Raw genomic sequence first — 16,466 nt, 5'->3', positions numbered from 1 at the left:
CGCAGAAAACCAGAGGTCGAACAGCAGCTTGCGGCCGCCGTTTTCGTGCCATGGTCGTAAAGCCGCGCCACGCCCCCTTTTGGAGCGGTGAAGGATGTGTACAATGGGGACATGATGAACGAACGCGCCCAACATCTGCTGAAGACGCTGATCGAACGCTATATCGCCGACGGTCAGCCGGTCGCCTCGAAGACCCTGTCGCTGCTGCCGGGGGTGGAGCTGTCGTCGGCCACGGTGCGTAATGTGCTGGCCGACCTGGAAAACATGGGGCTGATCGCCTCGCCGCACACCTCGGCCGGCCGGATTCCCACCGCGCGCGGCTATCGGCTCTTCGTCGACAGGCTGCTGACGATACGGCCGCTGGACGAGCTGTCGCGCCACGAACTGGAGGCCAATCTGCAGCCGGACAGCCCGCAGCGCATCGCGCAGGCGGCGTCGTCGCTGCTGTCCGAGCTGACCAGCTTCGCCGGCGTGGTGCTGACGCCGCAGCGCAGCGACGTCGCCTTCCGCCAGATAGAATTCCTGCGCCTGTCCGAACGGCGGGTGCTGATGATACTGGTGACGCTGGACGGCGACGTGCAGAACCACCTGCTGGTGACCGAGCGCGACTACACGCCGTCCGAGCTGGTCGAGGCCGGCAATTTCATCAACCAGCATTACAGCGGCCAGGCGCTGAGCGCCGTCGCGGCGCGCGTGGAGGGCGAGCTCAGGCAGTTGCAGGGCGACATCTCCGAATTGATGGCGGCGGCGGTCAAGCTTGGCCGGCAGACGCTGGCGCAGCGCAGCGAGGACGTGGTGGTCAGCGGCGGTTCGCGGCTGTTCCAGGTGCACGACCTGTCCGACGACCTGTCGCGGCTCAGGGAGCTGTTCGGCGTGTTCGAACGCAAGACCGAGTTGTTGAAGCTGCTGGCCCAGGGGCGGGCGGCGCAGGGCGTGAACATTTTCATCGGCGAGGAGTCTGGAGTCATGACGCTGGACGAATGCTCGGTGGTGACCGCCCCCTATTGCATCAACGGCCAGGTGGTCGGCACGCTGGGCGTGGTCGGCCCGACCCGCATGGCCTACGAGCGGGTGATTCCCATCGTCGACATCACCGCGAGGCTGGTCGGCAACGCGCTGTCCTTCCGCGATTGAGTCCGCGGCCGCTCCATCCAGACATTCCGACAAGAGAACGACCACAATGATGAACCGTATTCCGAAACTGGCCGGCGCGGCCGTCCTGGCCGCCCTGGCCTTCTCCTCCCAGCCGGCGCTGGCCGACGCGGCCTTTCTCGGCCGCCCCGACGTGCAGCGCTACATCGACGAGCAGGTGGCCGGCGGCCGGTTCAGCCGCCCCGAGCTGGAGGCGGTGTTCGCCAATGTCGAATTGAAGCCCAACATCATCCGCATCCTGGACAAGCCGTCTACGTCGCGGCCGTGGTACCAGTTCCGCGCGTCCACCGTCAACGACAGGCTGATCGTCGACGGCGTGGCCTTCTGGCAGGCCAACGCCGACGCGCTCGCGCGCGCCGAGCGCCAGTACGGCGTGGCGCCGGAGCTGATCGTCGCCATCCTCGGCGTCGAGACCCATTACGGCCGCAACACCGGCAGCTTCCGCCTGGTGGATTCGCTGTCGACGATAGGCTTCGACTACCCGCGCCGCGCCGAGTACTTCCGCGGCGAGCTGACCCAGTTCCTGCTTCTGGCCAAGGAGGAGGGCAAGGACCCGCTGACCCTGAAGGGCTCCTACGCCGGCGCGATGGGCCTGCCGCAGTTCATGCCGTCCAGCTACCGCAAATGGGCGGTGGACTTCGACGGCAGCGGCCACCGCGACATCTGGAACAATCCTCACGACGCGATAGGCAGCGTCGCCAACTACTTCCAGCTGCACGGCTGGCGGCACGGCGACGACATCGTCGCCCCGGCCAGCGTCGCGCCGGGCGCCGACGTCGACAAGCTGCTGGCCGACAAATTCAAGCTGCACTACACGGTCGGCGACTTGCGCAAGATGGGCGTGGCGCCGCAGGCGCCGCTGGCCGACGACGTGCCGGCGGTGCTGTTTTCGCTGGAGACTTCGCCCGGCGTCACCGAGTACTGGCTGGGCCTGAACAACTTCTACGCGATCACCCGCTACAACCGCAGCACGCTGTACGCCAAGGCGGTGCAGGAAATCGCCGGCCAGGTGCGCCAACGCTACTACGCGGCGCTGGCGCAGCGGCCGGAGCCGGCCTCGGCCGGTCTGTAGGCGGCAGCGGCCGCACCCGACACCGGCGCCGCCCCGCGGCCGCGCCGGTGAAACCTGTCGCCTTGCGCGGCAATTGCCATTAAAATCCGCCCCCATGAGCTATCAAGTCCTTGCCCGCAAGTGGCGCCCGAAGCGTTTCGCCGACCTGGTCGGCCAGGAACACGTGGTCCGCGCCCTCAGCAACGCCCTCAAGGAGGCGCGGCTGCATCACGCCTATCTGCTGACCGGCACCCGGGGCGTCGGCAAGACCACCATCGCCCGCATCCTGGCCAAGAGCCTGAACTGCGAGACCGGCACCACGGCCGAGCCCTGCGGCGAGTGCCAGGCCTGCCGCCAGATCGATACCGGCCGCTTCGTCGATCTGCTGGAGATAGACGCCGCGTCCAACACCGGCATCGACAATATCCGCGAGGTGCTGGAGAACGCCCAGTACGCGCCGACGATGGGCCGTTTCAAGGTCTATATCATCGACGAAGTGCACATGCTGTCGAAAAGCGCGTTCAACGCGATGCTGAAGACGCTGGAGGAGCCGCCGGCCCACGTCAAGTTCATCCTGGCCACCACCGACCCGCAGAAGGTGCCGGTGACGGTGCTGTCCCGCTGCCTGCAGTTTTCCTTGCGCAATATGACGCCGCAGCAGGTGTCGACCCATCTGGCCCACATGCTGGACGTCGAGGGCATCCATTACGAGGCGCCGGCGCTGGCGCTGCTGGGCCGCGCCGCGTCCGGCTCGATGCGCGACGCGCAGTCGTTGCTGGACCAGGCCATCGCCTACGGTCTCGGCGAGGTCAGGGAAGACGGCGTGCGCGCGATGCTGGGCGCGGTGGACCGCCGCTACCTGTTCACGTTGCTGCAGGCGCTGTCCGCCGCCGACGGCGCGGCGTTGATGGCCGAGGCCGACAGCCTGGCCGAGCGCGGCGTCAGCTTCGATTCGGCCTTGTCCGAACTGGCGGTGCTGCTGCAGCAGCTGGCGCTGGCGCAGACGGTGCCGACGGCGCTGGCCGACGACGAGCCGGAGCGCGACACGATAGTCGCGCTGGCCGACGCGATCGCGCCGCAGGACGTGCAGCTGTACTACCAGATCGCCATCCACGGCCGCAAGGACCTGGCGCTGGCGCCGGACGAGCACGCCGGCTTCAATATGACGCTGCTGCGGATGCTGGCCTTCCATCCGGCCAGGGCGCCGGCGGAGAGCGCCGCGCCTGCGCGCGCCTCCGCGCCGGTCCAGCCGCGTCCGGCGTCGGCATCGGTCGCGTCGGTCGCCAGCGCCTCGGTGCCGGCGCAGCGGGGCATGTCGCCGGCGGCGCGCGCGCTGCAGGCCGCCGGCCTGGGCGCGCAGCCGCAGGGCAAGCCCCGCGCGGCGGAACCTGTCCCGGCCGCCGAGCCGGAACCCGAGCCCGCGCCCGGGGCGACGGCCGCCGAGCCTGTCCCGGCGCCGCGGCCCGAGTCCCGGCCCGCGCCGCAAGCGGCGCCGGTCCAGGCCCGGCCCGAAGCAGCGGCCCGGGACGAGGAGGACGAGCGCGACGACGAGGAGCCCGTCGACGCGCCGTGGTCCGACGACGACGCGATGCCGGCCTACGCGCAGCAGCCTCCGCTGGAGGACGAGCCGTCCGCGGCCGTCGCCTACAGCTTCGACGGCGACTGGCAGCGGCTGGTGGCCGACCTGGGCGCCAAGCTCGGCGCGGCGCGGATGCTGGCCCACAATGCCGTGCTGAAGCGCTGGAGCCAGCAGCGGCTGGAACTGGCGGTGCCTGAGAGCTTCCGCCATATGAGCGGACGCGATTACCAGGAAAAATTGAAAGCCGCGCTGGCCGAACGTTTCGGCCATCCGGTGGATTTGACGGTGACGGTGGAGGAGCTGGGGATGGAAACCCCGGCGATGACCGACGCCAGGCTGCGCCAGGAGCAGCTGGCCGTCGCCCGAGAATGCATGCAAAACGATCCGGTGGTGCAGCAGATGGTGCGCGAATTCGGCGCCACGCTGCTCATCGAGACCATTCAACCCGTACAGGAGTGACCGCGATGTTCGGTAAAGCAGGAATCGCCGGCCTGATGAAGCAGGCCCAGCAAATGCAGGAAAACATGAAAAAGGCCCAGGACGAGCTGGCCAAGGTTGAAGTGGAGGGCCAATCCGGCGCCGGCATGGTCAAGGTCACGATGACTTGTTCGCACGACGTCAAGCGCGTCGCCATCGACGACAGCGTGCTGGACGACAAGGAAATGCTGGAAGACCTGATCGCCGCCGCGTTCAACGACGCGGTGCGCAAGGTCGAGGCCACGACCCAGGAGCGGATGTCCGGCTTCACCAATGGCCTGAACCTGCCGGCCGGGATGAAGCTCCCGTTCTGACCCCAGGCCCGGCGACGGGCCTTTTTCTTCGGCGCGACGGCTGCCGGCATGGCATGCCGCGGCGTCGCGCCGAATTTCCCATCCGCGTCCCGAGACGCTGTTTTGCCTGCAGGTTGATCCCGTGTCGATGAAGAATCCCCCCGCGCTGGAACAATTGATCGCCGCCCTGAAGGTGCTGCCCGGCGTGGGGCCGAAAACCGCCCAGCGCATGGCCTTCCATCTGCTGCAGCGCGACAAGAAAGGCGCCGACAAGCTGGCGCGCGCGCTGGACAAGGCGCTGACCCAGCTGACCCATTGCCAGCGTTGCAATACCTTCAGCGAGGCCGAGCTGTGTCCGATCTGCGCCGACGAGGCGCGCCGTCAGGACCTGCTGTGCATCGTGGAGATGCCGGCCGACCTGATGATGCTGGAGCAGGCCAAATGCTTCGACGGCCTGTATTTCGTGCTGATGGGGCGGATTTCGCCGCTGGACAATATCGGTCCGAAGGACCTGCATCTGGACAAGCTGCTGACGCGGGCGCTGGACGGCCGGGTGGGCGAGGTGGTGATCGCCACCAACTTCACCGCCGAGGGCGAGGTCACCGCCCACATGCTCAGCGAGCTGTTCAAGGACCGCGGCCTTGCCGTGACGCGGATCGCGCGCGGCATGCCGGTCGGCGGCGAGCTGGAGTACGTCGATCTGGGCACGCTGGCGCAAGCGGTGTACGAGCGCCGCGGCGTGTAGGCCGGCATTGTCTTGTCATGGCCGTTTCGCTAGAATCGGCTCTTCCCGTCCCGTTTCATCCTCAGGAGTCCTGTCGAAATGAACAAGTGATGCCCGGATGCCCACCGCATCCCCGATTCGTTCCGCCGTCCGGCGCGTGCGAGCGTGCGCATTGCTTGTTTTCGACAATCCGTTCCCGACCGTCTTCCCGTATCGTCTGAGCCCGGCATGGGCGGTTTCCGCGCAGCGCGCGCGTCGGCGTTGATTTCCCTTTTCCGAAGGAAGTGCAAGATGGCCGATGCCGTTCAACAACACGATGTTTTCCATTACAACCAGGCTGCCTGGGACCGCCAGGCCGCCGCCGATTGCGAGTGGTCGCGGCCGGTGGGTGCCGCCGAGATCGCCGAGGCCAGGCGGGGCCGGGTGCTGGCCCGACTGACGCCCGGACCGCTGCCGGCCGGCTGGCTCGACGACGCGCGTGGCCTGGATATCCTGTGCCTGGCCGGCGGCGGCGGCCAGCAGGCGCCGCTGCTCGCGGCGGCAGGCGCGCGGGTGACGGTGCTGGACGCGTCAAGCGAACAGCTGGCGCGCGACCGCGAGGTGGCCGAGCGCGAAGGCCTGGCGCTGAGGCTGGAGCACGGCGATATGCGCGATCTGTCGCGCTTCGCCGACGCGAGCTTCGATTGCGTGTTCCATCCGATCTCCAATCTGTACGTGCCGGACGTGGCGCCGGTGTGGCGAGAGTGCTTCCGCGCTTTGCGGCCGGGCGGGCGGCTGCTGGCCAGCTTCTACCATCCGGCGGTCTTCGTCGCCGACCGCGACCCGGCGCTGCTGGAGCGGGGGCTGATCCGGCCGCGCTTCTCGATTCCGTACTCCGATCTCGAGCATCTGCCGGCCGAGGCGCTGGCGGCGAAGCGCGAGCGGGGCGAGGCGCTGGTCTTCGGCCACAGCCTGGCCGAGCTGATAGGCGGGCAGGCGGCGGCCGGCCTGCTGATCGCCGGCTTCCACGAGGACTGGCAGCCGCGGCCGCGCTTCCTGATCGACCGCTATCTGCCCACCTTCATCGCGACCTGGGCGGTCAAGCCGGGCTGAGGCGCAAAAAAAGCCCGCCGGGACGCTGGCGGGCTTTTTCGCGGCGGGGCGCTCAGTCGCCGCTGACGATGTCGACGCCCTTCGGCGGCGTGAAGGCGAAGCGGGACGCCGGCAGGCTGACGTTCTGCTGCGGCTTGCCGAAGCGGATGCGGGTGTCGTTGCCGAAGCTATCGGTCAGCTCCATCTCGACCAGCGCGTTGTCCCGGAAGCCCATGCGGATGGCGCTGAAGGTGTTGTCCTGCTTTTTCGGGCTGGCGGCCAGCCATTCGATGTCGCCCTGCTTGCCGGCCTCGTTCAGCTTGTAGCTGCGTTCGATCTCGTTGCTGCCGGCCAAGAGCGCCGCCGGGCTGGAGCCCAGCGCTGCGCCCTGCGCCTTGCGCGTCGCCTGGGCCAGATCCTGGTCGTAGATCCACAGCGTCTTGCCGTCGCCGACGATCAGCTGCGCGTACGGCTTGGTGTACTCCCAGCGGAACTTGCCCGGGCGGGAGATCTCCAGCCGTCCGCTGGCTTCCTCGCGCTTGTTCTTGCTGGTGACGGTCTGGCTGAAGTCGGCGGCCAGCGTCTTGCTGCCGGCGACGAAGGCCTTCAGCTGGGCGATGGCGGAGGCCTGGGCCGGCGCGGCCAGGCCGCAGGCGACAGCGGCGGCGCAGAGCGCCAAGTGAATCGATTTCATGCGGGGTGTCCTTGCGGGCGCGCGGCCCGCAGTCGAAAACGGTATGACAGCGCATCGGCCCGGCCGGTTCAGGCCGGGCGTCATCGTCATTGCGCGCGCGCCTTGCGCTTTTTCTTCTTGGCCGCCGGCTTCTTGGCAGGCTGCGGGGCGGCCTGCGCGGCCGGGGCCGGTTCGGCGGCGTCGGCCGAGGCGGCCGGCGCCTTGTCGTCGCCCTTCAGCCAATCCGGCAGTTCCAGCTTGTCGTAGTCGATGATGTCGCTTTCGGCCGGGTTGTAGACGAACTGCGGTTTGCCCAGATGGCTGTAGCGCAGGTTCAGGTAGGCGTCGGCGCTGAATTCGTCGGAGCTCATCCGGATGTTCTGGCGGACGGCCAGCAGGTCGCCGCCGCGGCTGACGTAGAGGTCGCTGACGGTCTGGTTGGATGCCGAGGCGGCCGGGGCCAGCTTCATCAGTTCCTGTACCAGGCGGATCATCGATTCGGCGTCGGATTTCTCCTCCGGCGGCTTCACCTGGTCGTGGGCGACCTTGGCCAGGCCTTCGAGGATCTGCATCGTCAGCTGTTGCTCCTGCGGCTTGTCCAGCGTCATCCGCAGCTTGTAGCGGGCGCCGACTTCGTCGGCGTAGGCGTCCAGCGGTTCGAAGCTGAAGGCTTTCTTGTCCAGCTGGGCGTAGGCCTGGTCGATGATCTGCGGCATCGCCTGGTACATTTGCTTCAGCGGAATCTTGGCGGCGACTTCGGCCGGCAGCTTGGCCCGGACGAACTGGCCCGGGTGCTTGCGCAGCGACGGCAGGGCCAGATCGACGGCGGACGGGTCGACCAGCAGCGACATGTCCTGGGCGCGGAACTGCATCGGCACCTTGATGCTGGCCAGCAGGTTGCGGCGCTCGAAGCGCAGCTCAGGAATCAGCTCGACCTTGCCGCTCGGGGCGTCGACGGCGCCGCTGAGGTTCAGGTGTATCGAACGGGCGACCTGGTCTATGGTGTCGGCGGTCTGGCCCAGCTTCAGCTCGGAGGCGCTGTCGTGGAAGCTGAGCTGATTGAAGCCGAACTGGCCGTCGATATTGTAGCTGGCATTCTGCCAGTTCTGGATCATGACCTTGCGGGTGGCCTCGTCGGCCGGCTTGCCGGCCAGCGGCGTGGCGCAGCCGGACAGCAGGGCGACGGAGCAGAGCGCGGCGGCGGCCGTCAGTTTCAAGCGAGTCATTGTTTTTCCTGTGTGGATCTGATGATGGACGGGCGACGATGCCGGTCTTGTTATTCCATTATTTTATCTCGGCCGGAATAATCATTCCATTGACTTTCCGGCCGCGCGTCCGGCTCAGCTGAAGCGATTGGTGATCGGGTAGCGCCAGTCCTTGCCGAAGCCGCGCTGGGTGACGCGCGGACCGACCGGCGCCTGGCGGCGCTTGTATTCGTTGATCTTCAGCAGCCGCACGACGCGGGCGACATCGGCCTCGGCGTAGCCGGCGGCGACGATGTCGGCCGCCGACTGGTTGTCCTCGACATAGCGCGTCATGATGGCGTCCAGCACCTCGTACGGCGGCAGGCTGTCCTGGTCCTTCTGGTCCGGACGCAGCTCGGCCGACGGCGGGCGGGTGATGATGCGCTCCGGAATCACGTCGGACACCGTGTTGCGCCAGCGGCACAGCTCGAACACCAGGGTCTTGGCCACGTCCTTCAGCACGGCGAAGCCGCCGGCCATGTCGCCGTACAGTGTGCAGTAGCCGGTGGTCATTTCGGACTTGTTGCCGGTGGTCAGCACCAGCTTGCCGTTCTTGTTCGACAGCGCCATCAACAACGTGCCGCGGATGCGTGCCTGCAGGTTCTCCTCGGTGGTGTCCGCCTCCAGGCCCTGGAACGACGGCGCCAGCGCGGCCATGAAGCTCTCGTACATGGCCCAGATCTCGATCTCGTCGTACTGCACGCCGAGGCGCTCTATCATGTCGCGGCTGTCGGCCACCGAGATGTCCGCGGTGTAGCGCGACGGCATCATCACCGCGTGAACCTTGTCGGCGCCCAGCGCGTCCACCGCCACCGCCAGCGTCAGCGCCGAGTCTATGCCGCCGGACAGGCCCAGCAGCGCGCCGGGGAAGCCGTTCTTGCCTATGTAGTCGCGGACGCCGACGACCAGCGTGCGGTAGACGCTTTCCAGCGCGCCGGGCAGCGCGGCGCGACTGCCGGGCCGGAAATCGCCGTCGACGAAATCGACCAGCAGCAGCTCGTCGTCGTAGGCGGCGGCCTGGGCCGCCACGGCGCCGCTCTTGTCCAGCGCGAAGGAAGCGCCGTCGAAGACCAGTTCGTCCTGGCCGCCGGTGAGGTTGGCGTAGGCCAGCGGCAGGCCGGTCTCCTCGACGCGGTAGCGCATCACCTGGTGGCGGGTCTCGATCTTGTCGCGGTGGAACGGCGAGGCGTTCAGGCTCAGCAGCAGCTCGGCGCCGGCGTCGGCGGCCTCGGCCGCCGGTTCCAGCTGCCAGGCGTCCTCGCAGATCAGCACGCCGACCTTGACGCCGTCCTGCTCGAACACCAGCGGCGCGGCGCCCGGCGTGAAGTAGCGGCATTCGTCGAATACTTCATAATTGGGCAGCAGCATCTTGTGATACTGGCCCAGCCGGTTGCCGTCGCGCAGCACGGTGGCGGCGTTGAATCGCTCGCCGCCTATCCGGGCCGGGTGGCCGACGACGACGGTGATGCCGTCCAGCTGCTCGATCAGGTCCAGGCCGCGCGCCACTTCGCGGTAGAAGCTTTCGCGCAGCAGCAGGTCTTCCGGGCTGTAGCCGGTCAGCGCCAGTTCCGGCGTCAGCAGGATGTCGGCGCCGCGGGCCATGGCCTCCTGGGCCAGCGCGACGATTTTCTGGGCATTGCCGGCGATGTCGCCGACGACGGGGTTGAACTGCGCGAGAGCGATACGCATCTTGAGGAGACACCGATGATTCTTGATCGTCCGATTTTACCTGAAGATGGCTGCCGGAGCCTGTTCAAAGTCTTTTTGTCCTCGGCTTCCGCAAAAAGACGGTGAACGGGCTTTCAGAAAGGAAAAGCGTTGCAACTGCAATTGTATGACGGGGTGGCCTCCATCGCGCGGCCTGCGTGGCCGGACGGGGAGGGCGCGGGCGTGTTCGTCGGCCGCGAGTGGCTGACGGCGCTGGAGGAGACCGGCTGCGTCGGCGGCGCGACCGGCTGGCGGCCGCTGCCGCTGGCGCTTGAGCGCGACGGCCGGGCCGAGGCGCTGGCGCCGGCCTACCTGAAGCAGCACAACCGCGGCGAGTACGTGTTCGACTGGGCCTGGTCCGAGGCCTATGCCCGCGCCGGACTGCAGTATTACCCGAAGCTGGTCGTGGCCTCGCCGTTCACGCCGGTGACCGGCAGCCGGCTGCTGGGCGGCGCGGACGCGCAGGCGCAGCTGATCGCCGGCCTGAGGCAGCTGGTCGACGACAACGGCCTGTCGTCGGCCCATGTGCTGTTTCCCACGGCGGAAGAGGCTGCGCGATTGGAGGAGGCCGGCTGGCTGCTGCGCGACGGGACGCAGTTCCACTGGCGCAACCGGGGCTATGCCGGTTTCGACGACTTCCTGGCCACGCTGAGCCGCGACAAGCGCAAGAAGATACGGCAGGAGCGCCGCCGGGTCGCGGAGGCCGGCGTCGAGGTGAGGACGCTGGCCGGCGCCGAAATCGGCGACGGCGATTGGCGGCTGTTCGACCGCTGCTATCGTCAGACCTATCTGGAGCACCGTTCCTCGCCGTATCTGAATCTGGATTTCTTCCGGCGGATAGGCGACCGGCTGGCCGGGCACTGCGTGATGTTCGTCGCCAGCGCCGGCGGGCGCGACATCGCCGCCAGCCTGTGCGTGGTCGACGGCGACACGCTGTACGGCCGTTACTGGGGCGCGCTGGAAGAGGTGTCCTGCCTGCATTTCGAGCTGTGCTACTACCAGGGGCTGGAATACGCGATCGCGAAGCGGCTGCGAAGCTTCGAGGGCGGGGCCCAGGGAGAGCACAAGCTGGCGCGCGGTTTCGAGCCGGAGCGCACGGTTTCGGCCCACTATATCGCCGACCTCCGTTTCCGCGACGCCATCGCCGGCTGGCTCCGGCGGGAGAGGGAGGGTGTCAGCGATTACATGGATCAGCTGTTTTCGCATTCCGCTTACAAAACACTTGCACCGGAAGAGTAGGGCTTATATACTGCGCAGCCTCTGTGACCGAAACCGGCCGCGGAGTCTGGAGAGGTGGATGAGTGGTTTAAGTCGCACGCCTGGAAAGCGTGTTTAGGTTAATAGCCTAACGGGGGTTCGAATCCCCCCCTCTCCGCCAGAATTCATTACGGAATCGCCTGGCGGTTCCGGCAGTTCAGCAAGACACCTCCGGAGAGGTGGATGAGTGGTTTAAGTCGCACGCCTGGAAAGCGTGTTTAGGTTAATAGCCTAACGGGGGTTCGAATCCCCCCCTCTCCGCCAAATTGAAAAGCCCCGAATGATTCGGGGCTTTTCGCATTTGCGCCGATTGAAATCCGGCGCGACCGCGCTTTTTATTCCCGATGTTCCCGATATCCGGTCGCGAGAAATGCGCCGGGGCGTTTGCGTGCCCGTTTCTCCATCGGATGACCGGATAGTTGGTCGTGTTTGCTGGTTTTATACGTGTTGCTCCGGATTGTATGGCCGGCAGATAACATCTAATCAGGATAATGCCTGACAAAGACAATGCGTATGTGAACTAATCTCGGCGCTTGGCGCCATCGACAAAACCTCCGCTCCCGCGCCGCCCCTCCTTGCCGCGCTGCTTGCGCCGCCGGAGTCGGTGCGCCTTCGTTCAGGCGCTCTGCGGGTTTTCGTCGGCGGTTCCCGGTCCGTCCTTCGGCATCGCATCTTTGCGAGCGCATCTTCCTTTCCCACGCGTGCCGCGTTCAGGCGGGATCGCGTGCGGGAAGCGTTCCATGACCATGAGCCGAATCTGGGAGGAAACATGTCCAAATTGAATCGCCGTCAATTGCTGCAGGGCGGAGCCGTCGTTTTCGGCAGCCTGGCCTTGTCCGAGCCGGTTTGGGCCAGGCTGATCCGTCTGAGCCGGGGTACCCGTTACAACGTCGCCAGTCCGCAGGGCAAGGCGATGCTGCAAATCTACGCGGGAGCAGTCAAGAAGATGATGGATCCCGCGCTGTATCCGGAGGGCAATCCGCTGAACTGGATATTCCAGTGGTACACCCACTTCGTGCGGGCCGACCGGACCAAGCTGCAGGAGCTGAACCGGGTGTATCCGTCGCCGTCGGCGAACCGGACGCTGGCGGAAAAGATGTGGGACACCTGTCAGGCCCACAGCTCGGGGCAGCGCGAGGATTTCTTCCTGCCGTGGCACCGGATGTTCATCACCTATTTCGAGGACATCATCCGGCAGGTTTCCGGCCGGCACGATTTCACGCTGCCGTACTGGGACTACACCGATCCTGCCCAGCAGGTGCTGCCCGTCGAGTTTCGGCAGCCGGGCGATCCTGTCTGGGGACCCTTGTACCGCGCGACCCGCTGGCCCGACACCAATGCCGGCAAGAACGTCACGCTGGGGCCCGGAGGGATGCTGACGCTGGACTGCATGAAGTCGAATCTGTATTCCGGCTCCGCCGGCGACGCCGGATTCTGCGCGAACACCGACATGAATCCGCACGGCGCGCTGCATGTGGACGTCGGCAACGGCGAGGGCATGGCGTCGGTGCCGTGGGCGGCGAACGATCCCATCTTCTGGATCCACCATTGCAATATCGACAGGATCTGGGCCAGCTGGAACCTGGCCGGCGGCAAGAATCCTTCCGACGCGCCCTTCCTCAACCAGCAGTTCGTTTTCGCGTCGCCGACGGGGACGGCGGTGGTCGGGACCGTCAAGAACTTCCTGTCGCTTCCGAAGGACGCTTATTCGAGCTATGTCAAGCGGCCGCCGGGCAGCCTGCCGTTCCCGATCAAGCTGGTGCCGCTCAAGGTGCCGCTGGCGATGCGGCTGGAGAGCTTCGCGACCGAGGCCGCGAACCTGGTCCGGCTGGGCAACGCGCCGGTCACCGTCAGCCTGGGCGACGCGAAGTCGACGTCCGCGTCGGCGCCGCGGGTCGAGATGTTGTCGAGCAGCCTGGGCGCGCTCGGCAAGCAGTCCCAGCTCTTCCTGCGTTTCGAAGGCCTGTCCGCCCATGGCGCGGTAAGCGGCGTCTACAATGTCTATGTCCACGCCGGGGACATGGCCGATCCGGCGGCCGACGCGCGAGGACCGGGCTTCGTCGGCCAGATCAACTTCTTCAGCGCGGCCGGAACGCACCAGCATGACGGCGAAGCGGCAGGAAACGCCCCGGACAAGAAGGCGTTCAGTTTCCTGCTGACGGCGGAGACGCGGGCCTGGCTGCAGAAGGGCGGCGGCGAGCCCCGCGTCACCCTGGTGCCCACCGCCTCTTCCGGCAACGACGAGGCGATGCCTTCGATAGACAAGATAGCGCTGGTTGCATCGTGAGGCGACGCGGCGCGGCCGGCGTTCGGCCGCGCCATCGCCGGACCGGCCGGGAGGACGCATGACGATGGACGCGGGAAGGGCGCTGGCGTGCGCGGCGCTTGCGCTGTGCCTGTCCTGCTCATCGCAGGGAGGCGCGGCGATGCATCTGCTGGCCAGATACGATGCGGGCGGACGGGGCGTCAGCCTCGGTGCGGAGCCGGTCCGCATCGCCATTGCGCTGGACGGGCGGGATTGCGCCGGCGGCGGGCGCGTCACCCTGTATCTGCGGGGGCTGCACGCCGACGGCGGCTCGAGCGGCGGCTACCGGGTGCTGCTGATGCCGGACGGCGGCGACGGCGCGGGCACGCCGGTCGGCACGATCAATTTCTACGGCATCGGCCCCGGCATCGCAAGGGACGTCAGCTTCGAGCTTGCCTGGACGCCGCCGCCGATCCGGAACGGACGCTGCGCCGTCCATCTGTCGCTGCAGCCGGCCGGGCCGCCGGAGGCGGGCGGCGGGGCGGCGATCGACAGCGTGGAGCTGTGGGGTCAATGAGGCCGGGCGCGGCCATCTGCGGCGTTGTCAGGCTAGGCCCCGGAATGACCCAGGCCTACGCCCTCCGCCGCGCATCTGGCCGGCCGGCTGGACTGCGGCGCTCGTAAAACGATCTTAAACAGGCTCTCAGCGCTCCCAGCCGCCTCCGAGCGCCAGGAACAGATTGACCCGGTCCTGCGCCAGTTGGGCGTCCGACGCCGCCAGCGCCGCTTCGCTGCCGGCCAGGACGCGGTCGGCGTCCAGGCTGGACAGATAGGGCGCGCGGCCGGCGGCGTACAGCCGGCGGTTGTCCCCGGCGGCCGAGCGGGCCTTGTCGCGCGCCGCGCGCAGGTCGGCGTTGCGTTGCAGATCGTTGGCGTAGAGGCTCAGCGCCGTCTCGGTTTCGCGCAGCGCGTTCAGTACCACGCCGTCGAAACGCGCCAGCTCGGCGTCGGCGTCGGCGCGCGCCGCCTTGACCCGGGCGCGGGCGCCGCCGTCCGGTATGGTCCAGCTGATCAGCGGCCCCAGACCCCAGTGCTCGGCGCGTGCCTCGCCGACGTGCTCCAAGAGGCCGGTGTAGCCGGCCGACGCGCCCAGCGTGACGCTGGGGTAGAGCTCGGCGGTGGCGACGCCGATGCGCGCGGTGGCCGCGGCCAGCCGGCGTTCGGCCTCGCGCACGTCGGGACGCCGCTTCAACAGCGCCGCGCCGTCGCCGACCGGCAGCGGCTGCGCCAGCACCGGCTCGGCCGCGCAGGCGACCGCGGCCGGCGGCAGTTCGGCCGGGGCCTTGCCCAGCAGCGCGGCCAGCCGGAAGCGGGCGGCGTCCTGCTCGGCCAGGAAGCGCGGCAGGTTGGCGCGCAGTGCGTCGGCCTGGGCCTGGGCCCGCGTCAGGTCGGTGGTGCGGCCGCGTCCGGCGGCCAGCAGCCGGCGCGCGACGTCGACGCCGCGGTTCTGCAATTCCAGTTCGTGCCGCGCCACCGCCAGCTGATGGCCGGCCGAGCAGCCCTGCACATAGGCGCGCACCGTTTCGGCCGCCACCGTCACCCGCGCCAGATCGGCCGCGGCGGCGTTGGCCTCGGCGCCGGCGCGCGCCGCTTCCTCGGCGCGCTGCAACTTGCCGAACAGGTCGATCTGATAGCCTATGCTGAGGCCGACGTCGCCGGCGTTGACCACCGGCAGCTTCTGTTCCAGCAGGAAGGCCTCGCCGGACTCCTGCGAGCGCTGGATGGCGGCCGATACCGCCGCGTGCGGACCGCGCTCGGCGTCGACGCCGGTTTCGACGGCCAGCGCCTTGCGCAGATTGGCGGCGGCGACGCGGATGCCGGCGTTGGCGGCCAGCGCCTGCTCGACCAGGCCGTTCAGCCTGTCGTCGCGGTACAGCCGCCACCAGCCGGCCGGCAACGGCTCGGCCGACACGGCGGCGTTCCCGGCGGACTGGAACGGCGCGGCGGCGGCGGGGCGGTTCAGCGCCGCCTGTCCGGGCAGGCGGTAGTCCGGTCCGACCGCCGCGCAGCCGGCCAGCGCGCCGGCCAGCGTCAGCGCCGTCAGCGACAGGCGGCTCACGAGTGCCGCTCCGGTCGTACCGACACCGTCGCGGTGCGGCCGGCGATCAGCCGGAAATTGGCCGGCACCTCGTCCAGCGCGATGCGCACCGGAATGCGCTGCGCCAGCCTCACCCAGTTGAAGGTGGGGTTCACGTTGGGCAGCAGCGAGGCGCCGTTGCTGCGGTCGCGGTTCTCGATGCCGGCGGCGATGCTCTGCACGTGGCCGCGCAGCGGGCGGGACTCGCCCATGATCTGGATGTCCACCGGCGCGTTCGGCGCCAGGCCGCCGAGCTTGGTCTCCTCGAAATAGCCGTCGACGTGGAAGGAGCGGGCGTCCACCACCGACAGCACCGGACGTCCGGCGGCGGCGTAGTCTCCGGCGCGCGGCGTGCGGTCGTTCAGATAGCCGTCCACCGGGCTGACGACGGCGGTGCGTTCCAGATTGAGCCGGGCGATGCCGACGGCGGCCTCGGCCGCGGCCAGCGAGGCCTCGGCCAGCCTGACCTTGGCGTCGCCTTCTTCCTGCGCCTCGCGGGCCACCAGATCGGTCAGCGCGTGATTGCGGGCTGCCTCGCGTCGCGCCTGGTCCAGCGTGGCGCGTTGCGCGGCGGCGGCGGCTTCGGCCTGGCGCAGCGCCAGCGCGAAGTGGGCGCGGTCGACGACGAAGAGCAACTGGCCCTTCTTCACCAGCTGATTGTCGCCGACCTTGACCTCGGTGATCAGGCCGGACACGTCCGGCGCCACCTGGACGACATCGGCGCCGATATGGCCGTCGCGGGTCCACGGCGCGTTGGTGTAATAGTCCCAGATGTGGCGCGCGACCAGCGCGGCGACGGCAACCAGGACCAGGGTCAGCGCGACCGGCCCGGCTTTGCGAATAAGCGTGTTCATGG

At 68.2% G+C, this 16,466-nt stretch carries 14 protein-coding genes and 2 tRNA genes; 11 read left to right on the top strand and 5 right to left on the bottom strand.

The annotated features are described in order from the left end of the window. The first annotated feature begins 114 nt into the window (after positions 1 to 114). The 6 genes from hrcA to WNM05_RS16630 all read left to right on the top strand — a co-directional run bounded on the left by hrcA (position 115) and on the right by WNM05_RS16630 (position 6,368). Complete coding sequence (gene hrcA / locus WNM05_RS16655; protein ID WP_434628920.1) at positions 115 to 1,134, top strand: heat-inducible transcriptional repressor HrcA; 1,020 nt, start codon at positions 115 to 117, stop codon at positions 1,132 to 1,134. Positions 1,135 to 1,180: 46 nt separating this feature from the next. After that, positions 1,181 to 2,224, top strand: a complete 1,044-nt coding sequence (gene mltB / locus WNM05_RS16650) for a lytic murein transglycosylase B (RefSeq protein ID WP_434628918.1) — start codon at positions 1,181 to 1,183, stop codon at positions 2,222 to 2,224. A gap of 94 nt (positions 2,225 to 2,318) precedes the next feature. After that, positions 2,319 to 4,241 carry a DNA polymerase III subunit gamma/tau gene (dnaX, locus tag WNM05_RS16645; protein WP_434628916.1) on the top strand — a complete coding sequence of 641 codons (1,923 nt, stop codon included), beginning with the start codon at positions 2,319 to 2,321 and terminating at the stop codon, positions 4,239 to 4,241. Between the two features lie 5 nt (positions 4,242 to 4,246). Next, on the top strand, positions 4,247 to 4,573 hold the full coding sequence (locus WNM05_RS16640) for a YbaB/EbfC family nucleoid-associated protein (protein ID WP_434628914.1): 327 nt from the start codon (positions 4,247 to 4,249) through the stop codon (positions 4,571 to 4,573). Positions 4,574 to 4,700: 127 nt separating this feature from the next. Continuing rightward, on the top strand, positions 4,701 to 5,297 hold the full coding sequence (gene recR / locus WNM05_RS16635; RefSeq protein ID WP_434628912.1) for a recombination mediator RecR: 597 nt from the start codon (positions 4,701 to 4,703) through the stop codon (positions 5,295 to 5,297). Between the two features lie 270 nt (positions 5,298 to 5,567). Next, positions 5,568 to 6,368, top strand: a complete 801-nt coding sequence (locus WNM05_RS16630; protein ID WP_434628910.1) for a methyltransferase domain-containing protein — start codon at positions 5,568 to 5,570, stop codon at positions 6,366 to 6,368. Positions 6,369 to 6,420: 52 nt separating this feature from the next. Here the strand turns inward: WNM05_RS16630 and lolA are convergent, their stop codons facing one another. The 3 genes from lolA to WNM05_RS16615 form a co-directional block, all read right to left on the bottom strand. Continuing rightward, positions 6,421 to 7,041: an outer membrane lipoprotein chaperone LolA gene (gene lolA / locus WNM05_RS16625; RefSeq protein ID WP_434628908.1), complete on the bottom strand. Its 621-nt coding sequence runs from the start codon at positions 7,039 to 7,041 to the stop codon at positions 6,421 to 6,423. An 86-nt stretch (positions 7,042 to 7,127) separates the two neighbouring features. Continuing rightward, positions 7,128 to 8,246 carry a hypothetical protein gene (locus WNM05_RS16620; protein WP_434628906.1) on the bottom strand — a complete coding sequence of 373 codons (1,119 nt, stop codon included), beginning with the start codon at positions 8,244 to 8,246 and terminating at the stop codon, positions 7,128 to 7,130. A 114-nt stretch (positions 8,247 to 8,360) separates the two neighbouring features. Beyond that, complete coding sequence (locus WNM05_RS16615) at positions 8,361 to 9,953, bottom strand: NAD+ synthase (RefSeq protein ID WP_434628904.1); 1,593 nt, start codon at positions 9,951 to 9,953, stop codon at positions 8,361 to 8,363. A 129-nt stretch (positions 9,954 to 10,082) separates the two neighbouring features. Here WNM05_RS16615 and WNM05_RS16610 point away from each other — a divergent pair, with 129 nt between their 5' ends. From WNM05_RS16610 to WNM05_RS16590, 5 genes are all read left to right on the top strand, one after another. After that, positions 10,083 to 11,210, top strand: coding sequence for a GNAT family N-acetyltransferase (locus WNM05_RS16610; RefSeq protein ID WP_434628902.1), 1,128 nt, complete (start codon positions 10,083 to 10,085; stop codon positions 11,208 to 11,210). Positions 11,211 to 11,258: 48 nt separating this feature from the next. Next, positions 11,259 to 11,349: transfer RNA gene (locus tag WNM05_RS16605), tRNA-Ser, on the top strand. 52 nt (positions 11,350 to 11,401) lie between these two features. Continuing rightward, positions 11,402 to 11,492 (top strand) — tRNA-Ser (locus tag WNM05_RS16600). A 505-nt stretch (positions 11,493 to 11,997) separates the two neighbouring features. Continuing rightward, the gene (locus tag WNM05_RS16595; protein ID WP_434628900.1) at positions 11,998 to 13,515 is read left to right on the top strand and encodes a tyrosinase family protein; all 1,518 of its coding nucleotides are present in this window, start codon (positions 11,998 to 12,000) and stop codon (positions 13,513 to 13,515) included. A 58-nt stretch (positions 13,516 to 13,573) separates the two neighbouring features. Continuing rightward, positions 13,574 to 14,050 (top strand): hypothetical protein, encoded by a 477-nt coding sequence (locus tag WNM05_RS16590; RefSeq protein ID WP_434628898.1) that lies wholly within the window; start codon positions 13,574 to 13,576, stop codon positions 14,048 to 14,050. Positions 14,051 to 14,176: 126 nt separating this feature from the next. Here WNM05_RS16590 and WNM05_RS16585 read toward each other — a convergent pair whose 3' ends face one another. Beyond that, positions 14,177 to 15,592: an efflux transporter outer membrane subunit gene (locus tag WNM05_RS16585; RefSeq protein WP_434628896.1), complete on the bottom strand. Its 1,416-nt coding sequence runs from the start codon at positions 15,590 to 15,592 to the stop codon at positions 14,177 to 14,179. After that, on the bottom strand, positions 15,589 to 16,464 hold the full coding sequence (locus WNM05_RS16580) for an efflux RND transporter periplasmic adaptor subunit (protein ID WP_434628894.1): 876 nt from the start codon (positions 16,462 to 16,464) through the stop codon (positions 15,589 to 15,591). Before WNM05_RS16580 ends, WNM05_RS16585 begins: the two co-directional genes overlap by 4 nt. Positions 16,465 to 16,466: the final 2 nt, after the last annotated feature.

This window comes from Chromobacterium sp. CV08, assembly GCF_051129845.1.
Classification (GTDB): Bacteria; Pseudomonadota; Gammaproteobacteria; order Burkholderiales; family Chromobacteriaceae; genus Chromobacterium.
The sequence above is the reverse complement of the archived record's forward strand: the minus strand, read 5'-3'. Positions and strand labels throughout refer to the sequence as shown.

Coding starts and splice junctions, on each gene's coding strand:
- WNM05_RS16590 (WP_434628898.1), top strand. CDS start 13,574: ATGACGATGGACGCGGGAAGGGCGCTGGCGTGCGCGGCGCTTGCGCTG.
- recR (WP_434628912.1), top strand. CDS start 4,701: ATGAAGAATCCCCCCGCGCTGGAACAATTGATCGCCGCCCTGAAGGTG.
- WNM05_RS16640 (WP_434628914.1), top strand. CDS start 4,247: ATGTTCGGTAAAGCAGGAATCGCCGGCCTGATGAAGCAGGCCCAGCAA.
- WNM05_RS16630 (WP_434628910.1), top strand. CDS start 5,568: ATGGCCGATGCCGTTCAACAACACGATGTTTTCCATTACAACCAGGCT.
- WNM05_RS16620 (WP_434628906.1), bottom strand. CDS start 8,246: ATGACTCGCTTGAAACTGACGGCCGCCGCCGCGCTCTGCTCCGTCGCC.
- hrcA (WP_434628920.1), top strand. CDS start 115: ATGAACGAACGCGCCCAACATCTGCTGAAGACGCTGATCGAACGCTAT.
- WNM05_RS16615 (WP_434628904.1), bottom strand. CDS start 9,953: ATGCGTATCGCTCTCGCGCAGTTCAACCCCGTCGTCGGCGACATCGCC.
- lolA (WP_434628908.1), bottom strand. CDS start 7,041: ATGAAATCGATTCACTTGGCGCTCTGCGCCGCCGCTGTCGCCTGCGGC.
- dnaX (WP_434628916.1), top strand. CDS start 2,319: ATGAGCTATCAAGTCCTTGCCCGCAAGTGGCGCCCGAAGCGTTTCGCC.
- WNM05_RS16595 (WP_434628900.1), top strand. CDS start 11,998: ATGTCCAAATTGAATCGCCGTCAATTGCTGCAGGGCGGAGCCGTCGTT.
- mltB (WP_434628918.1), top strand. CDS start 1,181: ATGATGAACCGTATTCCGAAACTGGCCGGCGCGGCCGTCCTGGCCGCC.
- WNM05_RS16580 (WP_434628894.1), bottom strand. CDS start 16,464: ATGAACACGCTTATTCGCAAAGCCGGGCCGGTCGCGCTGACCCTGGTC.